Source organism: Microbacterium sp., from assembly GCF_044340635.1.
In the GTDB taxonomy this organism is placed as follows: Bacteria; Actinomycetota; Actinomycetes; order Actinomycetales; family Microbacteriaceae; genus Microbacterium.
In genome coordinates this window covers 42,798-65,553 of record NZ_JBIITF010000003.1, presented here as the reverse complement: position 1 = coordinate 65,553, position 22,756 = coordinate 42,798, and the positions used below count along the sequence as shown (strand labels likewise).

Annotated in this window: 22 protein-coding genes and 2 tRNA genes; 14 read left to right on the top strand and 10 right to left on the bottom strand. The window is 67.8% G+C overall.

The window, feature by feature from the left end; translation table 11 throughout:
• Window positions 1-39: 39 nt before the first annotated feature.
• Both serB and glgC read right to left on the bottom strand, forming a co-directional pair.
• A complete protein-coding gene (serB, locus tag ACIQ0W_RS03615) occupies window positions 40-684 on the bottom strand; it encodes a phosphoserine phosphatase SerB (RefSeq protein ID WP_396641475.1) in 645 nt (214 codons plus the stop codon).
• 46 nt (window positions 685-730) lie between these two features.
• The gene (glgC, locus tag ACIQ0W_RS03610) at window positions 731-1,975 is read right to left on the bottom strand and encodes a glucose-1-phosphate adenylyltransferase (protein WP_396641474.1); all 1,245 of its coding nucleotides are present in this window, start codon (window positions 1,973-1,975) and stop codon (window positions 731-733) included.
• A gap of 46 nt (window positions 1,976-2,021) precedes the next feature.
• On the opposite strand from glgC, the gene glgA reads away from it, so the two are divergent.
• The 3 genes from glgA (at window position 2,022) to ACIQ0W_RS03595 (ending at window position 4,393) form a co-directional block, all read left to right on the top strand.
• A complete protein-coding gene (glgA, locus tag ACIQ0W_RS03605) occupies window positions 2,022-3,209 on the top strand; it encodes a glycogen synthase (RefSeq protein ID WP_396641473.1) in 1,188 nt (395 codons plus the stop codon).
• A 46-nt stretch (window positions 3,210-3,255) separates the two neighbouring features.
• Window positions 3,256-4,041 carry an ABC transporter ATP-binding protein gene (locus ACIQ0W_RS03600; protein ID WP_396641472.1) on the top strand — a complete coding sequence of 262 codons (786 nt, stop codon included), beginning with the start codon at window positions 3,256-3,258 and terminating at the stop codon, window positions 4,039-4,041.
• A gap of 103 nt (window positions 4,042-4,144) precedes the next feature.
• Entirely contained in the window at window positions 4,145-4,393 is a 249-nt protein-coding gene (locus ACIQ0W_RS03595; RefSeq protein WP_396641471.1) for a type B 50S ribosomal protein L31, read from the top strand.
• Between the two features lie 92 nt (window positions 4,394-4,485).
• Here ACIQ0W_RS03595 and ACIQ0W_RS03590 read toward each other — a convergent pair whose 3' ends face one another.
• Window positions 4,486-5,232 carry a 3'-5' exonuclease gene (locus ACIQ0W_RS03590; RefSeq protein ID WP_396641470.1) on the bottom strand — a complete coding sequence of 249 codons (747 nt, stop codon included), beginning with the start codon at window positions 5,230-5,232 and terminating at the stop codon, window positions 4,486-4,488.
• A 124-nt stretch (window positions 5,233-5,356) separates the two neighbouring features.
• On the opposite strand from ACIQ0W_RS03590, the gene ACIQ0W_RS03585 reads away from it, so the two are divergent.
• A complete protein-coding gene (locus tag ACIQ0W_RS03585) occupies window positions 5,357-6,259 on the top strand; it encodes an alpha/beta fold hydrolase (protein ID WP_396641469.1) in 903 nt (300 codons plus the stop codon).
• Here ACIQ0W_RS03585 and ACIQ0W_RS03580 read toward each other — a convergent pair.
• The gene (locus ACIQ0W_RS03580) at window positions 6,216-6,779 is read right to left on the bottom strand and encodes a CGNR zinc finger domain-containing protein (protein ID WP_396641468.1); all 564 of its coding nucleotides are present in this window, start codon (window positions 6,777-6,779) and stop codon (window positions 6,216-6,218) included. The genes ACIQ0W_RS03585 and ACIQ0W_RS03580 overlap by 44 nt on opposite strands.
• A 99-nt stretch (window positions 6,780-6,878) precedes the next feature.
• Here ACIQ0W_RS03580 and ACIQ0W_RS03575 point away from each other — a divergent pair, with 99 nt between their 5' ends.
• Window positions 6,879-7,859, top strand: coding sequence for an EamA family transporter (locus tag ACIQ0W_RS03575; RefSeq protein ID WP_396641467.1), 981 nt, complete (start codon window positions 6,879-6,881; stop codon window positions 7,857-7,859).
• On the opposite strand, the gene ACIQ0W_RS03570 is transcribed toward ACIQ0W_RS03575, so the two are convergent.
• The 4 genes from ACIQ0W_RS03570 to ACIQ0W_RS03555 all read right to left on the bottom strand — a co-directional run bounded on the left by ACIQ0W_RS03570 (window position 7,831) and on the right by ACIQ0W_RS03555 (window position 11,770).
• The gene (locus tag ACIQ0W_RS03570; protein WP_396641466.1) at window positions 7,831-8,304 is read right to left on the bottom strand and encodes an Lrp/AsnC family transcriptional regulator; all 474 of its coding nucleotides are present in this window, start codon (window positions 8,302-8,304) and stop codon (window positions 7,831-7,833) included. The two genes, ACIQ0W_RS03575 and ACIQ0W_RS03570, sit on opposite strands and share 29 nt — an antisense overlap.
• Window positions 8,305-8,405: 101 nt before the next feature.
• Entirely contained in the window at window positions 8,406-10,202 is a 1,797-nt protein-coding gene (locus ACIQ0W_RS03565; protein WP_396641465.1) for an alkaline phosphatase family protein, read from the bottom strand.
• 45 nt (window positions 10,203-10,247) lie between these two features.
• Complete coding sequence (locus tag ACIQ0W_RS03560; RefSeq protein WP_396641464.1) at window positions 10,248-10,895, bottom strand: histidine phosphatase family protein; 648 nt, start codon at window positions 10,893-10,895, stop codon at window positions 10,248-10,250.
• 23 nt (window positions 10,896-10,918) lie between these two features.
• Entirely contained in the window at window positions 10,919-11,770 is an 852-nt protein-coding gene (locus ACIQ0W_RS03555; RefSeq protein ID WP_396641463.1) for a Sir2 family NAD-dependent protein deacetylase, read from the bottom strand.
• Window positions 11,771-11,868: 98 nt separating this feature from the next.
• Between ACIQ0W_RS03555 and ACIQ0W_RS03550 the strand changes: the two genes are divergently transcribed.
• The 5 genes from ACIQ0W_RS03550 (at window position 11,869) to ACIQ0W_RS03530 (ending at window position 16,921) form a co-directional block, all read left to right on the top strand.
• Entirely contained in the window at window positions 11,869-13,071 is a 1,203-nt protein-coding gene (locus ACIQ0W_RS03550) for a ferrochelatase (RefSeq protein WP_396641462.1), read from the top strand.
• A 37-nt stretch (window positions 13,072-13,108) separates the two neighbouring features.
• Window positions 13,109-13,669, top strand: coding sequence for a ribose-5-phosphate isomerase (locus ACIQ0W_RS03545; RefSeq protein WP_396641461.1), 561 nt, complete (start codon window positions 13,109-13,111; stop codon window positions 13,667-13,669).
• Entirely contained in the window at window positions 13,669-14,682 is a 1,014-nt protein-coding gene (locus ACIQ0W_RS03540; protein ID WP_396641460.1) for an Fpg/Nei family DNA glycosylase, read from the top strand. The genes ACIQ0W_RS03545 and ACIQ0W_RS03540 overlap by 1 nt, the downstream gene beginning before the upstream one ends.
• Before the next feature lie 62 nt (window positions 14,683-14,744).
• Window positions 14,745-15,416 carry an FMN-binding negative transcriptional regulator gene (locus tag ACIQ0W_RS03535; RefSeq protein WP_396641459.1) on the top strand — a complete coding sequence of 224 codons (672 nt, stop codon included), beginning with the start codon at window positions 14,745-14,747 and terminating at the stop codon, window positions 15,414-15,416.
• A 53-nt stretch (window positions 15,417-15,469) separates the two neighbouring features.
• Window positions 15,470-16,921, top strand: a complete 1,452-nt coding sequence (locus ACIQ0W_RS03530; protein ID WP_396641655.1) for an amidohydrolase — start codon at window positions 15,470-15,472, stop codon at window positions 16,919-16,921.
• 205 nt (window positions 16,922-17,126) lie between these two features.
• Here ACIQ0W_RS03530 and ACIQ0W_RS03525 read toward each other — a convergent pair whose 3' ends face one another.
• Window positions 17,127-17,612, bottom strand: coding sequence for a Dps family protein (locus tag ACIQ0W_RS03525; protein ID WP_396641458.1), 486 nt, complete (start codon window positions 17,610-17,612; stop codon window positions 17,127-17,129).
• Between the two features lie 148 nt (window positions 17,613-17,760).
• Here ACIQ0W_RS03525 and ACIQ0W_RS03520 point away from each other — a divergent pair, with 148 nt between their 5' ends.
• Together ACIQ0W_RS03520 and ACIQ0W_RS03515 are read left to right on the top strand one after the other, a co-directional pair.
• Window positions 17,761-19,911, top strand: a complete 2,151-nt coding sequence (locus ACIQ0W_RS03520) for an acyltransferase family protein (RefSeq protein WP_396641457.1) — start codon at window positions 17,761-17,763, stop codon at window positions 19,909-19,911.
• Between the two features lie 46 nt (window positions 19,912-19,957).
• Window positions 19,958-20,494, top strand: coding sequence for a gamma carbonic anhydrase family protein (locus ACIQ0W_RS03515; RefSeq protein WP_396641456.1), 537 nt, complete (start codon window positions 19,958-19,960; stop codon window positions 20,492-20,494).
• A 184-nt stretch (window positions 20,495-20,678) separates the two neighbouring features.
• Here ACIQ0W_RS03515 and ACIQ0W_RS03510 read toward each other — a convergent pair.
• Window positions 20,679-20,752: transfer RNA gene (locus ACIQ0W_RS03510), tRNA-Gly, on the bottom strand.
• Between the two features lie 270 nt (window positions 20,753-21,022).
• Between ACIQ0W_RS03510 and ACIQ0W_RS03505 the strand changes: the two genes are divergently transcribed.
• Both ACIQ0W_RS03505 and tig read left to right on the top strand, forming a co-directional pair.
• Window positions 21,023-21,096, top strand: a tRNA-Pro gene (locus ACIQ0W_RS03505).
• A gap of 71 nt (window positions 21,097-21,167) precedes the next feature.
• Window positions 21,168-22,646: a trigger factor gene (gene tig, locus ACIQ0W_RS03500; RefSeq protein ID WP_396641455.1), complete on the top strand. Its 1,479-nt coding sequence runs from the start codon at window positions 21,168-21,170 to the stop codon at window positions 22,644-22,646.
• Window positions 22,647-22,756: the final 110 nt, after the last annotated feature.

The following is a 22,756-nucleotide window of genomic DNA, read 5'->3' as shown; positions in this document are numbered from 1 at the left end:
GCTACGCCGCGCCACCGACATCGCGCGAGGGTCGGGAAGCTAGCGGGGGAGCAGCGGGATGACCTCGCGAAGGTCCACGCGACCGATCACGAGCGGTGCAGCGGCACGAACGGCGGGCTTGGCGTTGAACGCCAGTCCGAGCCCGGCGACGGCGAGCATCGTCAGGTCGTTCGCACCATCACCGATCGCGATCGTGCGTTCGCGCGGAACGCCGTGCTGTGTCGCCCACTCGCGCAACCTGTCGGCCTTCGCCGCGCTGTCGATGATGGCGCCGTCCACCGTGCCGGCGAGCATCCCGTCCGTCTGCACCAGACGGTTCGCCTGCCACATATCCACGCCGAGCGCGGGTGCGACCGTGTCGAGGATCTCGTGGAATCCTCCGGATACGACCCCGACCAGACCGCCGCGCTCGTGCACGGCGGCGATCAGCTCACGAACACCCGGTGTCGGCTCGATGCGAGCGACCACACGACCGAATGCCGAAACCGGAACTCCGGCCAGGGCGGCGACTCGCGTGCGCAGACTCTCGGCGAAGTCGACCTCGCCGCGCATAGCCTCCTCGGTCGCGGCGGCGACCTCGGGCCCGCGCCCGGCCTCGTCGGCGAGCAACTCGATGACCTCGTTGCGGATCAGCGTGGAGTCGGCGTCCAGGACGACGAGCAGGCGGGCGGCGTCTGAACTCACACCACGAGGCTAGCGCGCGGCACCCGTGCTGCCGCGCAGCGCCCGGTCAGGGGTCGACGCGGACGTTCTTGCCGACGACCGTGATCCCGGAATCCGTCACGGTGAATCCGCGGGCGAGGTCTCGCTCGCGATCGACGCCGACGGTCGCTCCCGGTGCGAGCTCGACGTTCTTGTCGAGGATCGCGCGATGGATGCGAGCGCCCGAGCCGACCCGGACGTAGTCGAAGAGCACCGAGTCGGTGATAGTCGATCCGCCGCCCGCGAGAGCCCACGGTCCGACGACGCTGCGTTCGAGGTGCGTTCCCGAGAGCACGGATCCGAGAGAGACGATCGAGTCGATGGCATTGCCGATGCGTCCGACCGAGTCGCGCACGAACTTCGCCGGCGGCGAGTTGACGGTCTGCGAGTGGATCGGCCAGTCCGTGTTGTACAGGTTGAAGATCGGAAGGGTCGAGATCAGGTCCATGTGCGCGTCGAAGAACGAATCGATCGTGCCCACATCGCGCCAGTAGGCCCGGTCGCGGTCGGTCGAACCCGGCACGTCGTTGCGCTTCATGTCGTAGACGCCCGCCTCGCCGCGGCCCACGAAGTACGGCACGATGTCGCCGCCCATGTCGTGATTGGACGTCGTCAGCTCGCCATCCGCCTCGACGGCCTCGATGAGGGCGTCCGCGTCGAAGATGTAGTTGCCCATCGACGCGAGAACCTCGTGGGGCGCATCCGCGAGGCCCTCCGGGTCCTGGGGCTTTTCGAGGAAGTCCCGGATGCGTGTCGGGTCGGCCTTGTCGACGTCGATGACGCCGAACTGGTTGGCGAGCGAGATCGGCTGCCGGATACCGGCCACGGTCGCTCGGGCGCCGGACTCGATGTGGGCGTCGAGCATCTGCCGGAAATCCATCCGATAGACGTGATCGGCGCCGATCACGAAGACGATGTCGGGCTTTTCGTCATTGATCAGGTTGAGGCTCTGCAGGATGGCGTCGGCCGATCCCGAGAACCATCGCTTGCCGAGGCGCTGCTGCGCCGGCACCGAGGTCACGTACGAGTCGAGCATCGTCGACATGCGCCACGTCTGCGAGATGTGGCGGTCGAGGCTGTGCGACTTGTACTGGGTCAGGACGACGAGCTGTCGTAGTCCCGAATTTATGAGGTTCGAGATCGCGAAGTCGATCAGCCGATACTGTCCCCCGAAGGGCACCGCGGGCTTGGCTCGGTCTGCCGTCAGTGGCATCAAGCGCTTGCCCTCGCCGCCGGCGAGGATGATTCCGAATACCTTCGGCGGTGTAGCCATGCCGACAGACTATGCCCCACTTCCTGCGGCGACTAGCGTTGCAAGCATGCGCGTCGACATCGTCACCAAGGAGTATCCGCCTGAGGTATACGGGGGTGCCGGCGTCCATGTCACGGAGCTCGTGCGAGCGCTTCGAACCCGGATGGACGTGCGCGTTCGAGCCTTCGGTGCACCCCGTGACGAGCCGGGAACGACGTCGTATGCCGTCCCGGCTGAACTCGGGGCGGCGAACCCCGCGGTTCAGACGATGGGCGTTGATCTCGAGATCGTCGGGGATGTCGCGGGCGCGGATGTCGTCCACTCTCACACCTGGTACGCCAACTTCGCGGGCCACACGGCATCGTTGCTCCACGGCATCCCGCACATCGTCTCGGCGCACAGCCTGGAGCCGCTGCGTCCCTGGAAGTCGGAGCAGCTGGGCGGCGGGTACGCCGTGTCGAGTTGGATCGAGAAGACCGCCTACGAGTCGGCTGCCGCGGTGATCGCGGTGAGCGGCGGCATGCGCACGGACATCTTGCGCAGCTATCCGTCCCTTGATCCCGAGAAGGTGCACGTCATCTACAACGGCATCGATGTGGACGAATGGGCGCCTCTGGATGACCCGGACCTCGCGCGCAGCCTGGGGTTGGACCCCGACCGTCCGTCGGTGGTCTTCGTCGGGCGCATCACTCGTCAGAAGGGGCTGCCGTACCTGCTCCGTGCTGCCGCCCTGCTGCCTCCCGATGTCCAGCTGGTGCTGTGCGCCGGCGCACCGGACACCCCCGAGATCTTCGCCGAAGTGGAGTCCGCGGTGCGGGGTCTGCAACAGGAACGCAGCGGGGTCGTCTGGATCGACCGCGTGCTGCCGCGCCGCGAGCTGCGGGCGCTGCTGAGCGCCTCGACGACGTTCGTATGCCCGTCCGTGTACGAACCCCTCGGGATCGTGAACCTGGAGGCCATGGCCTGCGGTGCGGCCGTGGTCGGGACGGCGACGGGCGGCATCCCCGAGGTCGTCGAAGACGGCGTCACGGGACGACTCGTCCCGATCGAGCAGCTGCAGGATGGCTCGGGCACGCCCGTCGACCCCGACCGCTACGTGCGCGATCTCGCGGATGTGCTGACAGAGGTCGTCAGTGATCCGGCTCGAGCCGCGGAGTACGGGCGCGCGGGACGCGAACGAGCCGCCGCATCGTTCAGTTGGGACCGCATCGCGGCCGAGACCCACGACCTGTATACGCGCGTTGTCGGCGGGTAGGTTGTCGCTGCCCGGTAGCGGGCGCACGGCCCGATAGGCTGGGGCAATGGCCGGGGTCCTGCAGTTCCATGATGTGGTCGTACGCCGAGACGGTCGCGATATCGTCGATCATTTGAACTGGAGCGTCGATGACGACCAGCGTTGGGTGATCCTCGGCCCCAACGGTGCAGGCAAGACGACTCTGCTCCAGCTCGCGGACACGGTGATGTACCCCTCGAGTGGCGAAGTCCACGTGTTGGGGGAGCGCCTCGGGCGAACGGATGTCTTCGAGCTCCGTCCCCGCATCGGCTTCGCCTCATCGGCGATGGCGCGCCGGATGCCGGCGGACGAGCGCGTGCTCGATGCCGTGATGACCGCGGCTTTCGCCGTCCTCGGCCGGTGGCGCGAGGACTACGAAGACATCGACGAGCGACGTGCTCTGCGCGTGCTCGCCGAATGGAACCTCGATCACCTTGCGGACCGCACGTTCGGCACACTCTCGGACGGCGAGCAGAAGCGGGTGCAGATCGCCCGCGCCGTCATGACCGACCCCGAGCTGCTGCTGCTGGATGAGCCCACCGCGAGCCTCGACCTCGGCGCCCGTGAGGAGCTTCTGACACTCCTCGGCGGCTACGCCCAGGCGCCGACGACGCCCGCGATGGTCATGGTCACGCACCACGTCGAAGAGATCCCCGTCGGCTTCACCCATGTGTTGTTGATGCGGGATGGCTCAGCGGTCGCGTCGGGACCGCTCGAGGAAGCCCTCACCGCCGAGAATCTCACCGAGACGTTCGGTCTGCCCATCACCCTGCGCTTCGACGAGGGCCGCTACACGGCCCGCGCCGCGGGCTGAGGCAACTGTGACGGGTCCCGTCTGATAAGATGGGTCCTTGGTGCCAGCGCTCGATCGGCGCACCAGAGACTTCTTCTTCCGCAATCGCCGCAAGGAACACCCCATGAAGACTGCAATCCACCCCGACTACCAGGCCGTCGTCTTCCGCGACCTCGCCTCGGGCGAAACCTTCCTGACTCGCTCGACCGTGTCGAGCGACAAGAAGATCGAGCTCGACGGTGTCGCGTACCCGGTCATCGATGTCGAGATCTCGTCGGCCTCGCACCCGTTCTACACGGGCAAGCAGCGCATCATGGACTCGGCCGGTCGCGTCGAGAAGTTCAACCAGCGCTTCAAGGGCTTCGGCAAGTAACTTCGACGTCTCACCGACGTTCCGAAAGGCCTCGCTTCGGCGGGGCCTTTCGCGTTGCCCGCGGGTCGGAGCGAGAACAGGGGAGCAGAGTCTCAGCGGATCGGCCACGCGCCGTCGAGCGTCTCGGTCGGCTCGAGACGACCGACCTTGATGAAGTACTCGGTCAAGCTCTCGGCCTGTGCCCGTGCCCAAGAGATCTGGCGCGTGTGCAATTCGTGCTCGCTGAAAGGAAGTCGGTCGGCATAGCGGGCAGCGATGGCCTGCGCCACGCGGCCGGCCGCAATCGCATCGTCCGCCGCCGTGTGCGCCGCCTCGAGCAGCACGTCGTAGTGGGCCGCGACCGCGTCGAGTGTGCGCTTGCCGCGTCGGTACCGATCGAACGTCTTGTCGACCACGAGCGGGTCGATCACGGGTGAGGGCGCAAGGATCGGCTCGATACCATGGCGCAGCGACTCGTACTTCAGCAGCGAGAAGTCGTAGGGCGCGTTGTATGCCACGACCGGGATTCCGGCGGCGAAGATCGCCCGCAACTCGGTCACGATCTCGGCCACGACCTGTGGCGAGGGAAGACCGTTGGCCCGGGCGAATGCGGTCGTGATGCCGTGCACCGCGGTTGCACCCTCGGGGATATCGACGCCCGGGTCGGCCATCCACGACCGCTGCCGCGTGACTGTGCCGCTGGCGTCCAGCACGCCGACGTGGGCGGTGACGATGCGGTCGGTCTCCACATCAACACCCGTCGTCTCGAGATCGAACACGCCCAGAGTGGTCGACCAGCGCGGCGCTGCGGGGGCGAAGAAATCGTCGCCGAAGAGCGGCTCGGGAAGGACCTGCGACATGCCAACACGCTATGGCCCCGCACCGACATCGCACGCCAGGCTCACCGGGGCGCCCTACACGCCGGGCGTACCGTGATGCCGAACCCCGGAGGTCGCGAGACGTGGGCATCCGTAGACTCGCAGGGTGAGTGCTCCCCAGCCGTACGCCGACCTCTTGGCGGCGACTCCCGTCGTGCGACGCGAGGTGCCGGTGCGCGGGGGCATCACGGCCTATTGGGAGTACGGTCCGACGGATGCCGAGACCACCGTCATCGCGGTGCACGGCTTCCGCGGCGAACACCACGGGCTCGAGCCCGTCGTGGCGTACCTGCCCGGGGTCCGGGTCATCTCACCCGATCTGCCGGGCTTCGGCGAGACGCCACCGCTCCCGGGGGTCACGCACGATCTTGCCGCCTATGTCGGGTGGCTGCGTGAATTCGTCGACGCGGTCGCACCGGGCGCGGTCATCCTCGGCCATTCGTTCGGATCGATCGTCGTGTCGGCGGCTGTCGCCGAGGGGATGCCGGTGCCATCCGTCATCCTCGTGAACCCGATCGGTGCCCCGGCGCTCGAGGGCCCGCGCGGCATTCTGACGCGGCTCGCGATCTTCTACTACTGGGCCGGTGCGCGCCTTCCCGCGCGTCTGGGGGACGCCCTCCTGCGCAACAAGGTCATCGTCCGCGTCATGAGTGTGTCGATGGCGAAGACGAAGGATCCCGAACTGCGTGCGTTCATCCACGACCAGCACGACACGTACTTCTCGCGGTTCGCCGACCGAGACATGCTGCGCGACGCGTTCGTGACCTCGGTGTCACACGATGTGTCGGAGTTCGCCGCGCGCATCGTGCAGCCGACGCTGCTGGTCGCGGCCGAGCGCGACGACATCACCCCGATCGAGGCCGAGCGTCGTCTCGCGAAGCTGTTCGCCGATGCCGAGCTCGTCGAGATCCCGGACGTCGGGCACCTGATCCACTACGAGACGCCCGCCGTGGCGGCCGACGCGATCAGGCGCTTTCTCGATCGGCCTGACGCTTCCGGTACGCGATGACGTTCATGCGGTTTCCGCAGTTGCCTGTGTCGCAGTAGCGCTTCGAGCCGTTGCGCGACATGTCGATGTAGACCGATTCGCAGTCATCCGCGTCGCACAGGCGAACCCGCGCGTACTCGTCCGAGCGGATGACATCGACGAACGCCATGGCCGCCTCCACCAGGATCCTTGTGGCGAGCGGTGCGTCGTCGGAGGTGGCGTGGACGTGCCAGTCGTAATCGTCGTGGATGACCAGGCGCGGGAGTGCGCCGCCATCGTGCAGCATTGCGTTGACGAGGGGTACGGCACCCTCGCGATCGACGTCCCAGAGAGCGCGCAGCCGGCCGCGGATATCGCGCATCTCGCCGAGCTCGGCTTCGTCGTGACGGATGCCTCCGGTGTACGGGTGCACTCTCAAGAACTCGTCGAGCTCGGCGATCGTGGTGAGGGCGTCTTGGCCCTCGCTCGACGTGCTTGGGTGGGTGTTCACCAGGTCCACGGTTGCGAGCAGGGCGGATCGGGTGTCATGGATAAAAACCATGTTGACTCCTGACGGTATCGTCTGAGAACATCAGTCAACCTCGTCATTAGTGTATGACAGGTTCACTCCTGACATCCCTCTCGCGTGAAACGGACGCACATGGTCCAGAGCCTGACGGCCCCCCTCCCGACGAAGCACGCGGACCACCGCGCCATCGGCATCGTGACCGGGCTCGCGTCCGCCCTCGCGTTCGCCTCGAGCGGGTCGTTCCTGAAGCCGCTCATCGAGGCGGGTTGGTCAACGGGGGCCGCAGCGTCCGTGCGGATGACCGGTGCGGCGATCGTGCTGTTGCCCGTCCTGATCCTCGCGCTCCGGCGGGATCCGCGGATCCTGCAGCGCAATTGGGTCATCATCGTCGGCTTCGGGGCGACCGGTGTCGCCGGGTGCCAGCTGTTCTATCTCGCCGCGATCCAGCGGATGCCGGTGGGCGTCGCGTTGCTTGTGCAGTACCTCGCGCCGGTGCTGCTGGTCGGCCTGGCATGGGTGCGCACGCGCCGCGCCCCGGGCCGACTGGTGCTACTCGGTTCGGCGGTGAGTCTCGTCGGACTCGTCTTCGTGATCGACATCGGCGGCGCGACCTTCGACGCCCTGGGAGTCCTCTTCGCGCTCGGCGCCGCGGTGTCGCTGGGCGGTTACTTCTTGCTGAGCGAGCGAGCCGGAGACGGTCTGCCCCCTCTCGTTCTCGCGGCGGCCGGCCTGACGGTCGGCGCGATGTTCTCCGGCGGGCTCTCGCTCGTGGGAGTCCTGCCGTTCGCGGCGCCGCCCGTCGACGTCGTACTGGCCGGGGTCACCGTCGCCTGGTACGTGCCGCTCGCGTGGGTGATCCTGATCGCAACGGCCCTCGCCTACGGACTGGGCGTGCTGGCGGTGACGCAGATCGGATCGCGCGTGGCATCCTTCGTCGGTCTGTCCGAGGTGCTGTTCGCAATCCTGATCGCCTGGCTCGTGCTTGGCGAGCAGCCGACCTTCGTCCAGGTGATCGGCGGGGCGCTGATCGTCGCGGGCGTCGTGTTCGTGAGGTCGGGAACGCCGTCGACGGTCGTTCCGGTGCCTAACGTTCCTGTCGTGCCAAGTCCATGAGCGGTCGCAGTCTGTAGGGGATGACTTCACCCATGACGAGGGATGTCTCGGTGCGTTCGACACCCGGGATGGCGAGGATGCGTGCGTCCACCTCGAACAGGTGTCGGGCGTCGCGGCACGCGACATGCACCAGCAGATCGACTTGGCCGCTCAGGCCGTAAGCCTGGATGATCTCGGGAATCTCGACGAGCTGCGGCGCGATGTCGGGCAGCTCCTTCTGTCGCAGCATGACAGATATCGCCGCCTGCAGCGGGTAGCCGATCGAATGCGCCGCGATCGTGCGCTCATACGAGAGGAACACTCCGGCCTTCTCGAGCTTCGCCATCCGCGCCTGAACGGTGTTTCGCGAGAGGCTCAGGCGCTCGGCCAGGGCGACGACGGTCGCCCGGGGGTCGTCGGCGAGAGCGCTCAGAAGCGCGAGGTCGGCGTGATCGAGCTTGCCCATAGTCGGTGACTTTACCCGAATCCGACGTTTCGCTTTACGCATCCTGCTCAGGGGCTCTGAGTGACGCTGAGCGAGCTGACAAGAGCATTTTCAGCGCGGAGCTATGCGCCGGACGTGATCTTCGGATAGAAGAGTCCCAGCCCGTGCGTCGTGCCGACACGATAGGCATCCGCGTAGGTCTGGGGTTCGGGCTCGGACCCATCGCCGTACTTCGCGAGCAGAAGGCCTAGCAGGCCCTTTCCGGGTGGGCTCAGCGGTTTGTCCTTCTGAGACCCGTGTGCGAGGTCTTCGATCTCTTCTTCGTCGATCTGCCGAGGCAGGTACATCGGATGAACGCTCGGCCAGGACTTCGGATCACGCGGCACCTCGAGATTCACGACGGGGAACAGGGTGTTGGCGCCCGCGTCGCGACGTGTCAGGGGCTCGAGACCATGCAATCGGCAGAGCGTCGCGATGACCGAGCCATGATGCATCTCGTCATGAACGATCGTTCCGGACCGGGTGTACGCCGACACGGCGATCGCCGGAACACGTGCGCCCAGGCGATCGAACCGGAAACCCATCTCGCCCTCGGGTGCGTCCGCGTCCGGGGGAGTGGCGGCGGGCGGCGGGACGTGATCGTACGTCCCGCCGTGTTCGTCGAACGTGATGAGCAGAAGGGTGTTGAGGGCGTTGGAGCCCTGCGGTGTCGCGCTCTTCTTGATCGAGTCGTAGACGTTGGCGACGAGGGCCTCGCCCGCGCGGACATCCGAGATCGCGGAATCCACTACCGGGGTGCCCTCTACCTCGCCGCTGCGAAGTGCGCCGAAGGGCGGATGGAAGTCGTTGTGGTTGTAGATCATGCGCGGCTCGATGAACGCGTAAGCCGGAAGGGTGCCGTTCTTCGCATCTTGATAGAAGTCCGACATGTGTGCGAAGTGCTCGGTGCGCCAGTGCGTCTCGAGCACCGGTGCGTGCATCACGCCCGTGAGCGAGACGAGTTGCATCTCGTCGAAGTAGATCTTCCAGCTGATGCCCGCGCGATCGAGGTGGTTGAAGATCGTGTCACGCGGCGCCGCGTCCAACCACTTCTCGTAGCCGCCCCCGCCGCGGTTCGTGACGAACCCGTGCGACGTGGATGCGTGAAAGAACGAACGGTTGCAGTACGTCTGGCTGGGCACGGCCGCGAACCAGTGGTCGAACACGGCGAACTCGCGCGCGAGTGTCGAGAGGACGGGCAGCATCTCGGGCGAGAAACCGCCCATGATCTGGTTCGCCTCGTCCGCCGTCGGCTTCTTGCCCTTGTGAAGCTCTTCGTAGTTGACGTGGTAGTCCTTCAAGAAGCCCTCCATGGTGGGCTTCGTGCCGTCTTTCGGCGCATTGAAGGGAAAACTCATCTGGTTCCGCCAGAGCTCGGCGTTGCTCGCGGGATCGACGGTACCGAACAGCTGCGTGTTGACGTGCGGGTAGGCCTCGCCCGGATCGGGGTTCGGCTGGCCCATGATCACGTCCGTCGGGCCGGAGTAGATGTGCGCCGCGACGCGATTCCCCTCGGGATCGGGGTTCGAGTAGTTTCCGAACGCCAGACCCTCGAAGGTCTCGCCCGGCGGCAGATTGTCGGGCGTGTACAGCCACCCCAGAAGATTGTCGAACGAGCGGTTCTCGCCCATCAAGACGACCACATGGTCGAAGCCCGGGACCTCGCGCGGCGCCAATGCGCCGAACTCGTCCTGGTTCGCCATCGCACCGCCGATCGCGGCGCCGGCGGCGCCTCCGACCGCGCCGCCCGCGAGGAAGCCGGCAGCGGCGATGCCGCCGGCACGCAGAAACTCGCGGCGGCTGCGGCCGCGCCCCGCCGACGCATCACGAGCGGGTGCGGGCTCGTCGGCGCCCACGCGTGGGTCAACAGAATCGTTCACGGAATCCTCCGCGTTCAGGCTAGCCGCGGTCGCGGTATTCCAGCCTCAGACGCGGGTCGTCGTGGGGAAACCGTCGCGTGAGGCGCCGTCGTCGCCCGTCGCGAGGCGGATGCCCCTGCCGTCGGGGGTGCCATCGCGGTCGAGCTGGAATCGGAACGGGTAACCGTTCGCGATGCGTTCGCCCGGTCGCGGGAGCGCGCCGTCGCTTGCCACGCGCACGACCTCGGCGATGAGGGCGCCATGCGCGACCGCGATGATGGATGCCCCGGACATCGCGCGTTCGACATCCGTTGCGATCTCATCCAGGGCCCGCAGCGCGCGCGCCCGCAGATCGGCCGAGGATTCCGCGCCCGGAATCAGATCGCGCTCGGCAGAGCCGAAGAGTGTCGGGACCTCGGCGACAAGAGCACCCTCGGCCTCACCGTAGCCCCGCTCACGCAGGCCCGGATACTTCCGCGGACCGGGCACCCCGAGGGCGTCGGCGATGATCTGGGCCGTCTCGACCGCCCGGGACAGGTCGCTCGAGACCATCACCACCGGGCAGGCGTCCGCGAGTTCGATGCGGAGCAACTCTCCCGCGGCGCGTGCCTGCACGCGGCCGGTCTCGTTCAGGGGAATATCGCTCAGACCCTGGATACGGCGCTCGCGGTTCCAGTCCGTCTCACCATGGCGGAGGAGGATCAGATCGGTCACGACTCCGAGCCTACGGCCAGGAGTCAGCGGGTAGCCGCGAGTCCAGCCGCGAGTGCGCCGAGTACTTCGCTAGTCCCGGCGTCGATCTTGATGGTCGCGCGGTTGTCGGCGCGGGTGACTCCGCGGTTCACGATGATCACCGGGAGTCTCCGCCTGCGCGCTCGTTCCACGAGGCGGATGCCCGAGTTCACCACGAGCGATGAACCCGCGATCAGCAGGGCCTGGCTGGTCTTCAGCAGTTGTTCGGCCTCGCGGAACTTCTCTGCGGGGATGAACTCGCCGAAGAAGACCACGTCGGGTTTGAGGAGCCCGCCGCACACCGAGCAGTCCGGCACGACGAATCCATCGGTCGACGAGGGCAGGACGTCGCCGTCCGGGCCGAGCGGGATGTTCTCGGGCATCGCGACCCAGGGGTTGTCGATCTCGATGCGTTCGGAGATGTCCCGCCGGTCGAAGACCTGGCCGCAGTGGGTGCAGAACACGCGGCGCATCGTGCCGTGCAACTCGACCACCCGACCGCTGCCCGCGCGCACGTGCAGACCATCGACGTTCTGCGTCACCACGCCCGTGGCGAACTCGTCCGCCTCGAGCCGGGCGATCGCTTCGTGACCCGCGTTCGGCTGAGCGCTCGAGAATGCGTGCCAGCCGAGGTGACCGCCGAGCCAATACCGCCGCCGTGCGGACTCGTCGGCCATGAATTGCTGGGCCGTCATGGGTGAGCGGACGGGTGCGCCGTTGCCGCGATAGTCCGGGATTCCGGAGTCCGTTGAGACTCCGGCGCCGGTGAGTACGGCGACCCGGCGCCCGCTCAACGTGGCGACCGCGCGGTCTACCAGTGCGGTCGTCGCGGAATCCAACTCCGAGACAGACGTCATCGTGCCTCCTCGCCGTAAGTGTAAGCGTCGAGGTTTACCGGGATGTTACGCGAGCGGCCCCGGGCGAACGGGCGCTCGCCCTTCGGGGCGGTGGGAGGATGGGACGTGTGAGCGTAACTCCCGCAGATGTCACCCCCGTCGTCCTCCACGCATCCCCCGCCGCCGCCGGTGGCCCGGAACACGTCGAAGTTCCCGTCGCCTACGACGCGCTCCTGCTGGCGAGCTTCGGAGGACCCGAGGGTCAGGACGACGTCATCCCGTTCCTCCGGAATGTGACACGCGGTCGGGGCATCCCCGACGAGCGACTTGAAGAGGTCGCCCACCACTACCGGCACTTCGGCGGGATCAGCCCGATCAACGCGCAGAACCGCGAGTTGAAGGTGAAGCTCGAGGCCGAACTCGCCCGGCGCGGCATCGATCTGCCCGTCTACTGGGGCAACCGCAACTGGGCGCCGTACCTCGATGAGGCCGTCACGGCCGCGGATGCCGCGGGGCACCGCACGCTGCTCGCCCTCGCCACGAGCGCCTACAGCTCGTTCTCGAGCTGTCGTCAGTACCGCGAGGACTTCGCGCGCGTGCTCGACGAGACGGGCCTCGGGGGAACGGTGACGATCGACAAGATCCGCCAGTTCTTCGACCACCCCGGTTTTGTCGCCCCGTTCGTCGCCGGAGTGCGCGATGCCGTCGCCGAGTTCCTCGCGGATGGCATCGCGCCAGGCGAGATCCGGGTGCTCTTCTCCACGCACAGCGTGCCGATGGACGACGCGCGGCGATCCGGCCCGCGCGATCGGGAGTGGGGTGAGGGCGGCGCCTACGAGACCCAGCACCTCGCGGTCGCCGCGTACGTGATGGCGCGGATCGCGGAAGAGATCCCGGATGCTGCGGATGTTCCGTGGCAGCTGGTGTACCAGTCCCGTTCGGGCCCGCCGTCGCAGCCCTGGCTCGAGCCCGATGTGTGCGACGTGATCGAGGGACTGCCCGCAGAGGGCGCGCGCGCCGTCGCGATCGTCCCGCTCGGCTTCGTGAGCGACCACATGGAGGTGCTCTGGGATCTCGATACCGAGGCGATGGATGCCGCGGCGGAGGCGGGACTCGCCGCCGTCCGGACCCCGACTCCCGGCGTCGACCCGGCTTACGTCGCGGGCCTGGTCGACCTCATCGAGGAGCGCCTGAAGGGCACCCCGGCGGCCGAACGCCCGCACGTCACGAAACTCGGGCCCTGGTTCGACGTGTGTCGGCCCGGGTGCTGCGAGAACGTCCGCGCGGGATTCAAACCCGCAGCATCCGGAATCGCGCCCTGACCCATTGGCCACTCGGCCCGTCCCTAGGATTGAGCCCATGCGCATCCACATCGCCACTGATCACGCCGGGCTGGAGTTCTCCACCCGCCTGCAGCACCACCTGAGCGACCAAGGCCACGACGTCGTGGACCACGGCCCGCTCGAGTACGACGCTTTGGACGACTACCCGGCTTTCTGCATCCGGGCCGCGCAGGCGGTCGTTCGCGACCAGGCCGCCGGAGTCGAGACGCTCGGCATCGTCTTCGGCGGGTCCGGCAACGGCGAGCAGATCGCGGCGAACAAGGTGCAGGGCATCCGTGCAGCGCTGGTGTGGAACGCCGCCACAGCGGAGCTCGCCCGCGAGCACAACGACGCGAACGTCATCGCCATCGGCGCGCGTCAGCACACGTTCGAAGAGGCGGCCAGGTTCATCGACATCTTCATCGCCACGCCCTTCACGTTCGAGGAGCGGCATGTTCGTCGTATCGGCCAGATCGCCGCGTACGAGACGGACGGCTCGCTCCTTCCCGACCCGCGCGCGGGCTCGCTCGAGAACGGCCATGCGGGAGCGAACCGCGGGGGAGAAGACATCGACGCCTTCGATCCCGAGGCTGGCTGATGCCCGAAGGGCACTCCGTCCACCGCATCGCGCGTCAGTTCGAGCGGAACTTCGTCGGCCAGCGCGTCTTCGCGTCGAGCCCGCAGGGGCGTTTCGTCGAGGGAGCCGCACTGCTCGATGGCCGTACGGCGACGGATGTGCGTGCTGTCGGCAAACAGATGTTCCTCGAGTTCGAAGAAGACCTGTGGCTGCGCGTGCACCTCGGGATGTACGGCGCGTGGGACTTCGCGGGCGAGATCGTCGTCGACCCGACGATCGCCGCGGCGAACGGACGCATGGGCCAGACGAATCAGCGGGGTACGGAGCTCGACGCCGCGGTCTTCGATGCCCCCGTGTTCGACGCCGCGGGCGAGAACTCGTTGACCTCGATCGGCGCGCCGCGTCGGGCCCGGGTGCACGTTCGCATGTCCGAGCAGACCACGGGGCTCGCTGACGAGGGCTCGGAGTGGCCACCGCCGGTGGTGGGACAGGTGCGCCTTCGCCTCATGACCGAGGTGACGTGCGCGGATCTGCGCGGCCCGACCGCCTGCGCCCTGCAGTCGCCCGACGAGGTGGCGGCGACGATCGCCAAGCTCGGCCCCGACCCGCTCGTGGATGACCTCGCCGAGGGTGAAGAGCGCTTCGTCGCCGCGGTCCGCAAGAAGCCGACCCCGATCGGCCTGCTGCTGATGGATCAGTCGATTGTCAGCGGCATCGGCAATGTGTACCGCGCCGAGATGCTGTTCCGCGCGCGCCTGAATCCGCACACGCCGGGACGTGACGTGCCGGAAGAAGTCGTGCGGGAATTGTGGCGCGACTGGGCGCATCTGCTCGCGATCGGCGTCGAGACCGGCCAGATGATGACGATGGACGACCTCGATCCCGACTCGTACCGCCGCGCCATGGCGCATCGGGACGACCGGCACTGGGTGTACCACCGCGCCGGCCTGCCGTGTCGGATCTGCGGCACCGAGATCGTGCTCGAAGAGGTCGGCGGGCGCAAGCTCTACTGGTGCCCGAACGACCAGCGCTGACCGCGCACTCTCCGCGAACGGCATGGCGCGCCGGGAGGACGGGGCCGATCTAGGCTGGGCGGGTGCGCCAGAATCCTTCCTTCGCGATGACCGATGTCGGTGAGCTGCGCCGACTCGTCGAACGCAATCCCTGGGTCACTCTGGTCAGCCAGACCGACGAGGGGCTCGTCGCATCCCACTACGCCGTCATGCTCGATCCGACGCGTGACGATCTGACGATCGTCGGGCACGTCGGCAAGCCCGACGACCTCATCCACGGTCTGGGCGAGCGGGAGCTGCTGGTCATCGTGCAGGGACCGCACGGGTACATCTCGCCGTCCTGGTACGGCAGCGCTTCCTCAGGACCTGTCGCGAGCGTCCCGACGTGGAACTTCGTCTCGGCGCACCTCAGCGGCACCCCCGAACTGCTGACCACGGACGAGAACCTGCGCGTCCTCGAGGCCCTTGTCGATCGCTTCGAGTCACGGATGCCCGAGCCCCGCGGAATGTGGGCGGCCCCGAACGATCCGGCCTTCGTCGAGCGCCTGGAGAGGGGGACGGTCGGCTTCCGTCTGACCCCGACGCGGGTCGTGGCCAAGCGCAAGCTGAGCCAGAACCGCTCGGGCGAGGTGGTGGAGACGATCATCGCCGAGCTGTCGGCCGACGGCGCCCACCCGAATCCCACGCTCGCCGCCGAGATGCGTCGTGCACGCGACGCACAGGTCGCCGCCGCCGCGGAAGGGGCGCACCCGTGAACGTCGGCGAGAAGGTCGGAGTCGTCGCGAACGCTCGCATCGTGGGCGCCGCGATGCCGTTGCCGGTGGGCGACGAGCCCCACGACGTCGTCGTCCAGGGCGGACGCGTGGTCGACATCGCGCCCGCCGGAGCCCTCCGGTATCCCGCGTCGACCCCGGTGCTCGACGCCGACGGCGGATGGCTCATGCCCGGCCTGTGGGATCACCACGTGCACCTCACACAGTGGGCCCTGCGCGCCGCCCGCGAGCCGCTCGATCACGCGGGCTCGGCGGCGGAGGCGGCTCGGATCATGGCGGCGGCGTCGGTGCTCGCCGATGGGCGCCGCGTCGGCACGGGATACCGCGACGCGCTCTGGGCGGACGAGCCCGAACGACTCCTGCTCGATGCCGCGACAGGCGACGTCCCGACGTACCTCATCAACGCCGACGTTCACTCGGTGTGGCTCAACACGGCTGCGCTCCGTCGTGAGGGCCACGATCCCCTCGGTTCGGGGATTCTGCGGGAACTCCCCGCGTTCGAGATATCGCGGCGCCTCAACCTGGTCGATCCCGATCGTGGCGACGTCCTCGTAGCCGCCGCGGCACGCGGGGCCGCGGCGCGCGGCATCGTCGGCCTGGTCGACCTCGACATGGCGTGGAACGAGGATGCCTGGGCGCGGCGGCTGGCGGCCGGTTTCGATGCGCTCCGCATCCGGTTCGGCATCTACCCGGCTGACCTGCCGCGCGCTGTGGCCGAGGGACTGCGTACCGGCGATGCCGTTCGCGGTGCGGCATCCGATCTGGTGCGTGTCGGACCCTTCAAGGTCATCACCGACGGGTCTCTCGGCACGCGGACGGCGGCCTGCTCGCACCCGTATCCCGGCACGCGCGGCGACCACGGCGTGATGACCGTCCCGCCTGAGGAACTGCTGGAACTGATGACCGTCGCGACGGCCGGCGGACTGGAGTCCGCGGTGCATGCGATCGGCGATGTCGCCAACTCGCACGCCCTGGATGCCTTTGCCCGGACGGGCGCGGTCGGTACGATCGAGCACGCGCAGCTCGTGGCCCACGCCGACCTGCACCGCTTCGCACGACTCGGGGTCGCCGCGAGTGTGCAGCCCGCGCACGCGGTCGACGACCGCGACATCGCCGAACACGAATGGGGCGCGCAGACCGCGCTGGCGTACCCGCTGCGTGCGTTGGCGGACGCCGGCGCCGAATTGCGGTTCGGATCGGATGCTCCGGTCTCGGCGCTCGACCCCTGGACCGCGATCGCGGCGGCCGTCTACCGGACGAACGACGACCGGCCCGCGTGGCACCCCGAACAGTCCGTACCATTCGAGCTGGCGCGCGCGGCGTCGACCGAGCGCGGATCGGGACCGGATGCCGTGGGCATCGAACCCGGCGCGGTCGCCGACCTCGCTCTGTGCGAGACCGACCCCCGTATCGCGGACGCCGCGGGGCTCCGCGGAATGCGGGTCGCCGCGACGTTGATCGCGGGCCGGCTCACACACCGGGCCTGAGGCATCCGCTCGCCGGCCCGCGCGCCGCGCCTCTCTCGTCCGCTTCACCCACCGAGAGGACGCAACATGCCGTGCGTGAGCGCGGGGGCACGGCATGTTGCGTCTTCTCGGCGCCGGTCCTGAGGGTTCGATCCGCGCAGGGCGCACGAAGAAGGGCCCCCGGTTTTGCCGGGGGCCCTTGCATCTGCGCCTGGGGCGCGGGGTTTTACTCGCTGACGTGAGCGAACAGGAACCAGCGGTCCTTCTCGAGGCCGCGCTTGATCTCGATCGCGACGTCCTGGCTGGTCAGGTCGACCTCGTCGAGGCCTTCGATCGCCGCCTGCACGTCGAGCAGGATGGCGTCCATGTCGGCGATGATCGCGGGGATCACGACATCCGACTTGGCAAATCCGGCGGGAACGCCGGTTGCTCCGGCCTTCGTGGCGACGGCGGCGACGCGGGCATCGATCGGCAGGCCGAGCGCGACGATCCGCTCGGCGGCGAGGTCGGCCCATCCGCCGGCGTTGGACACGACGGTGTCGAGCAGTTCGTGGACACCGATGAAGTTGCTGCCACGCACGTGCCAGTGCGCCTGCTTGCCGTTGATCGTCAGGGCCTGGAGGCCGAGGACGACGGGGGAGAGGAACTGGGCGGCGGCAGCCGACACATCGGGGTCGCTGACGGTTGTGGAAACGGTCTGAATCTTCGTCATTTTGGTCCCTCCGGCCGCGATGTTCGCGGCGACTCTGGGGTAAACGCTACTCAGCCTCAGACATTCCGCAAGCAAGCTGAGGCTCGGCTTAGTGGCGGAATCACGCGGCAATGCGGGCATCCCGCAAACGAGCAGGTAGCGTCGTCTGGTGCCCTCCGCAGACCATGAACTCGGCCCGCAGAATCTGGGCGCTCCGTCGCAGATGCTCCGACGCGAACGGCGGGATCGTTCGCCGGAGCACGCAGAGCCCTCGCGCTTCATCCCCCACGTACAGGGGCTGCGTGCGATCGCCGTCCTGTTCGTGGTGCTCTACCACTTCTGGCCGGGCCGTCTCTCGGGCGGGTACGTCGGTGTCGACGTGTTCTTCGTCATCTCCGGGTTCCTGATCACCGGTCACCTCATGCGCGAGCTCGAGGCGACGGGCGGTGTGCGACTCGCGCAGTTCTGGGCGCGGCGTGCGCGGCGGCTCCTGCCGGCCTCACTGTTGGTCCTGTTGTTCTGCGCCATCGTCGTCGCATCGCCGTACCTGTTTCCCCTCTCGGCGCTCCCCAACGAGATTCGCGAGATCATCGCGTCGACGTTCTACGTCGAGAACTGGTATCTGGCCATCTCGTCCACCGACTACCTCGCGCTCTCGGGAGAGCCGACCACCGTCCAGCACTACTGGTCGCTGTCGCTCGAAGAGCAGTTCTACGTCCTGTGGCCGTTGATCATGCTGCTCGCGGCATGGATCGGCGTGAAGTTCTTCCGCGGCGCCCGACGCCGCGCGATCATCACGACTCTCGGAGTCGTGACCCTCGCATCCTTCATTTTCTGCGTGATCTTCACCATCACGAACCCGGCTCCCGCCTACTTCATCACCTTCACCCGCATGTGGCAGTTCGGCGTCGGAGCGCTCATCGCCCTGGTTCCGATGTTGCGGATCCGTAATGCGCTCGGCAGCTTCGTCCTCGGGTGGGCGGGCATCGTCGCGCTGCTGTACGCCGCATTCCAGTTCGACGGGCAGACGCCGTACCCCGGGTACATGGCCCTCGTGCCGACGCTCGGAGCCGCTGCCGTGATCGCCGCGTCGAACACGGCGCGGTGGTGGTACCCGACCCGCGTTCTGTCGATCCGCCCGGCGCAGTTCGTCGGCGACATCTCGTACAGCCTCTACCTGTGGCATTGGCCGCTGATCGTGATCGCGCCGTCCGTCCCGTTCTGGGGTTTGACGATCTACCACCGGGTGGCGCTGCTCGCCCTGTGCTTCGTTCTCGCCTGGCTCACCAAGAAGTTCGTGGAGGATCCGGCGCGCGCGTGGAAGGTGCTGACGAAGCGCCCGCCCCGTGTGACGCTGTGGGCGTCGCTCGTCGCGATGATCCTGGTGGGGGCGACCGCGGCCGGCGCCTGGGCGATCAACGCACCCGCGTATCGCGAGGGTGTCGCGGCGATCGAGCAACTCCGTTCCGACCCGCCCGAGTGCTTCGGGGCGGCGAGCGTGCTCGATCCGGCCTGCGCCGACGTCGACTTCGGCGACCAGGTCCTGCCCGCGCCCGGTTTCGCCGCAGCGGACATGCCCGCCGACGAACAGTGCTTCGTGCAGCTCAACGACTCGCGCGCCGTGACGTGCGAGTTCGGATCGGACGCGGCGGATGCACCCCGTGTCGCGCTCATCGGCGACAGCCACGCGTTCCAGCTGCTGTCGACGTTCGAGCGCATCGCCGACGAGAACGGATGGCACCTCACGACGCTCTTCAAGGGCGCTTGCCCCTGGAGCACAACGCCCCTGTCGACTCCGGGGGCGTTCGGCGAGGCCTGCGCGCAGTGGCGCGAGAATGCGGTCGAGGTGCTCGACGAAGGCGACTTCGATGTCATCTTCACCTCGGGGCTCTCGACGACGCCATACTCGTCCGCGGGCTACGACAGCGTGCACGACGCCGCGGTGGCCGGCTATCGCGAGGCTTGGAGCGGGATGCTCGATCGAGGCATCCCGGTCGTCACGGTCGTCGACAACCCGGTGTGGGAGAACGACCCGAACAAGTGTCTGCGTACGCGGGGCGTCGGCAATTGCGATGGCGCCCGTGACGACCTGCTGACCGACCAGGACCCGCTGAAGGATGCCGCGGAAGGCACCGCGGGAGTCACGCTGCTCGACTTCACCGACGTGTTCTGCGATGACACGACGTGCTTCCCGGTCGTCGGCGGCGCCAACGTCTACCGCGACGAGGATCACCTGACCGTGTCGTTCCTGGACTCGCTCGCGCCGCAGTACGCGGCAGCGCTGCGGGACGCGATCTCGATGGGTGTGCCGGCGGCGTAGGCGGGCGCGTGCTCGAGCGTGGGCTCGGGGGTCGTAGGGTCGGAATATGACTGTTTCGACCGAGGCATCCATCCTGTCCGTCGCCGGCCGCACCCCTTCGCTCGATGAGTCCGCGTTCGTCGCGGCCGGAGCGCGTGTCGTGGGCGCCGTGCGACTCGAGGAGGGCGCGAGCGTCTGGTACAACGCGATCCTGCGCGCGGATCGCGACACGATCACGATCGGCGTGGGCAGCAACATCCAGGACAATGTCTCGGTGCATGTCGACAGCGGCCATCCGGTGACGATCGGCCGCGACGTGTCGGTCGGTCACAACGCCGTCGTGCACGGGTGCACGATCGGCGACGGGTCGCTCATCGGCATGGGCAGCGTCGTGCTGTCGGGCGCCGTGATCGGGGCCGGATGCCTCGTGGCGGGCGGCGCGGTCGTGCTCGAGGGCACGGTGGTTCCGGATGGCTCGCTCGTCGCGGGCGTGCCTGCCAAGGTGCGGCGGGCGCTGACGGACGAGGAGCGTGCCGGTCTGCTGCGAAACGCCGAGGTGTACGTGATGCTGTCCGCCGAACACGCGGACGCTGCGCCGGCCTGAACTGGCTCATTCGCCGCCCGAGGTTCCCGTGCTCCCTTCGACAGGCTCAGGGAGCGTGCCTGCCACTGTCGCTGCTCGCGCGCAGGCGCGGCCGGAAAGTCACGGTCGCTGAGCCTGTCGAAGCGACCAGCTGGGCGATGCGAGGTTCGACGCGCAGCGGTGGGACACGCGCAGATGAGGTAAATGGAGGGGCTGACGAGAATCGAACTCGCATCATCTGTTTGGAAGACAGAGGCTTTACCACTAAGCTACAGCCCCGAAATTCAGCGGAATTATGCCGAAAAAGGTGGATTCAGTTGTTGGTCGATCTACACACGCCGAGGCGCGGCATCCGAAAGTCTACCGGAACGCGGAGGCGGTGCCGTCAGGGTCGTCGGGTTCGGCGGATCACTTCGACAGGCTCAGCGACCGGGGGGCTGCTCAGTGAACGCGCGCAAGCGGCGTAATCCTGGCCGCGACGGCGCGGTGAGGGACTCGGCTAGACTCTTGGGGGTCGTTTCGTACCCGCGTTGACGCGCGGGGCCACCCCGGGGCGTAGCTCAGCTTGGTAGAGCGCCCGCTTTGGGAGCGGGAGGCCGCAGGTTCAAATCCTGTCGCCCCGACGGACGATCCACACAGACCCTGACCCGCAGCGTATTCGCGCGTGCGATCAATCACGAGGAGAACAACCAGCATGGTGAATAGCACCGTCGAGCAGCTCAGCCCCACGCGCGTGAAGCTGCACATCACGGTCACGCCCGAGGAGCTGAAGCCCAGCATCTCGCACGCCTACGAGCACATCGCCGAGGACATCCAGGTGCCCGGCTTCCGCAAGGGCAAGGTGCCCGCCCCGATCATCGACCAGCGCGTCGGCCGCGGTGCGGTCATCGAGCATGCCGTCAACGAGGCGCTCGACCGCTTCTTCCGCGAGGCCGTGAACGAGAACAACGTCCGCGTCGTGGGTCGCCCCTCCGCTGACATCGTCGAATGGCCGAGCGACAAGGACTTCTCGGGCGACCTCAAGGTCGAGGTCGAGGTTGACGTCCGCCCCGAGGTCACGCTGCCCCGGCTCGAGGACATCACGCTGACGGTCGACGCCGTCGAGGTCGACGAGTCGGCTATCGACGAAGAGCTCGACCGCCTGCGCGGCCGCTTCGGCACGCTGATCACCGTCGACCGTCCCGCCAAGACCGGTGACTTCGTCGAGCTCGACATGGTCGCCACGATCGACGGTGCCGAGATCGACCGCGCCGGTGGCGTGTCGTACGAGGTCGGTTCGGGCGAACTGCTCGAGGGCATCGACGAGGCGATCGACTCGCTCACCGCCGGCGAAGAGACCACGTTCCGCTCCAAGCTCGTCGGCGGCGACCACGCCGGTGAAGAGGCCGAGGTCGTCGTGTCCGTCACCGCCGTCAAGGAGCGCGAGCTGCCAGAGGCCGATGACGACTTCGCGCAGATCGCCAGCGAGTTCGACACGATCGCCGAGCTGCGCGAAAGCCTGAGCGAGCGTGTCGGCCAGCAGTCGGCCTTCTCACAGGGCTCGGCTGCGCGCGACAAGCTGATCGAGACGCTCCTGGAGCAGCTCGACATCCCGGTTCCCGCACAGCTCGTCGAGGACGAGGTGCACACGCACCTCGAGGGCGAAGGCCGCCTTGAGGACGACGTGCACCGCGCCGAGGTCACCGAAGCGAGCGAGAAGCAGTTCCGCACCCAGGTCGTGCTCGACAAGCTCGCGGAGGATGCCGATGTGCAGGTCTCGCAGGAAGAGCTGAGCCAGTACATCATCCAGTCCGCCGCGCAGTACGGCATGGCGCCCCAGGAGTTCATGCAGGCGCTGCAGCAGGGCAACCAGCTGCCCGCGCTCGTCGGTGAGGTCGCCCGCAACAAGGCCCTCGCGGTTGCGCTCGGCAAGGTCACCGTCGTCGACACCAACGGCAAGCACGTCGACCTGTCCGGCTTCATCGCCGTGGACGACGACGAGCTCGACGAGGACGAGCTCGAGGCCGAAGAAGAGGTCGTCGAAGAAGCCGAAGAGATCGCGGATGCCGCTGCCGAGGCGGACGCCGTGATCGAGGCCGAAGAGGCCGAGAAGAAGCCCGCCAAGAAGGCACCCGCCAAGAAGGCGCCGGCCAAGAAGGCACCGGCCAAGAAGGCCGCGGCCGACAAGGAGTAATCGCCCAGGCGATGACGAAGAGGACGGATGCCGTGGTGCATCCGTCCTCTTCTGTTTCGGCCGGGTGTGCGCCCCTCTGTTGCCGAAACACCCAACCTGCGACGAAACAC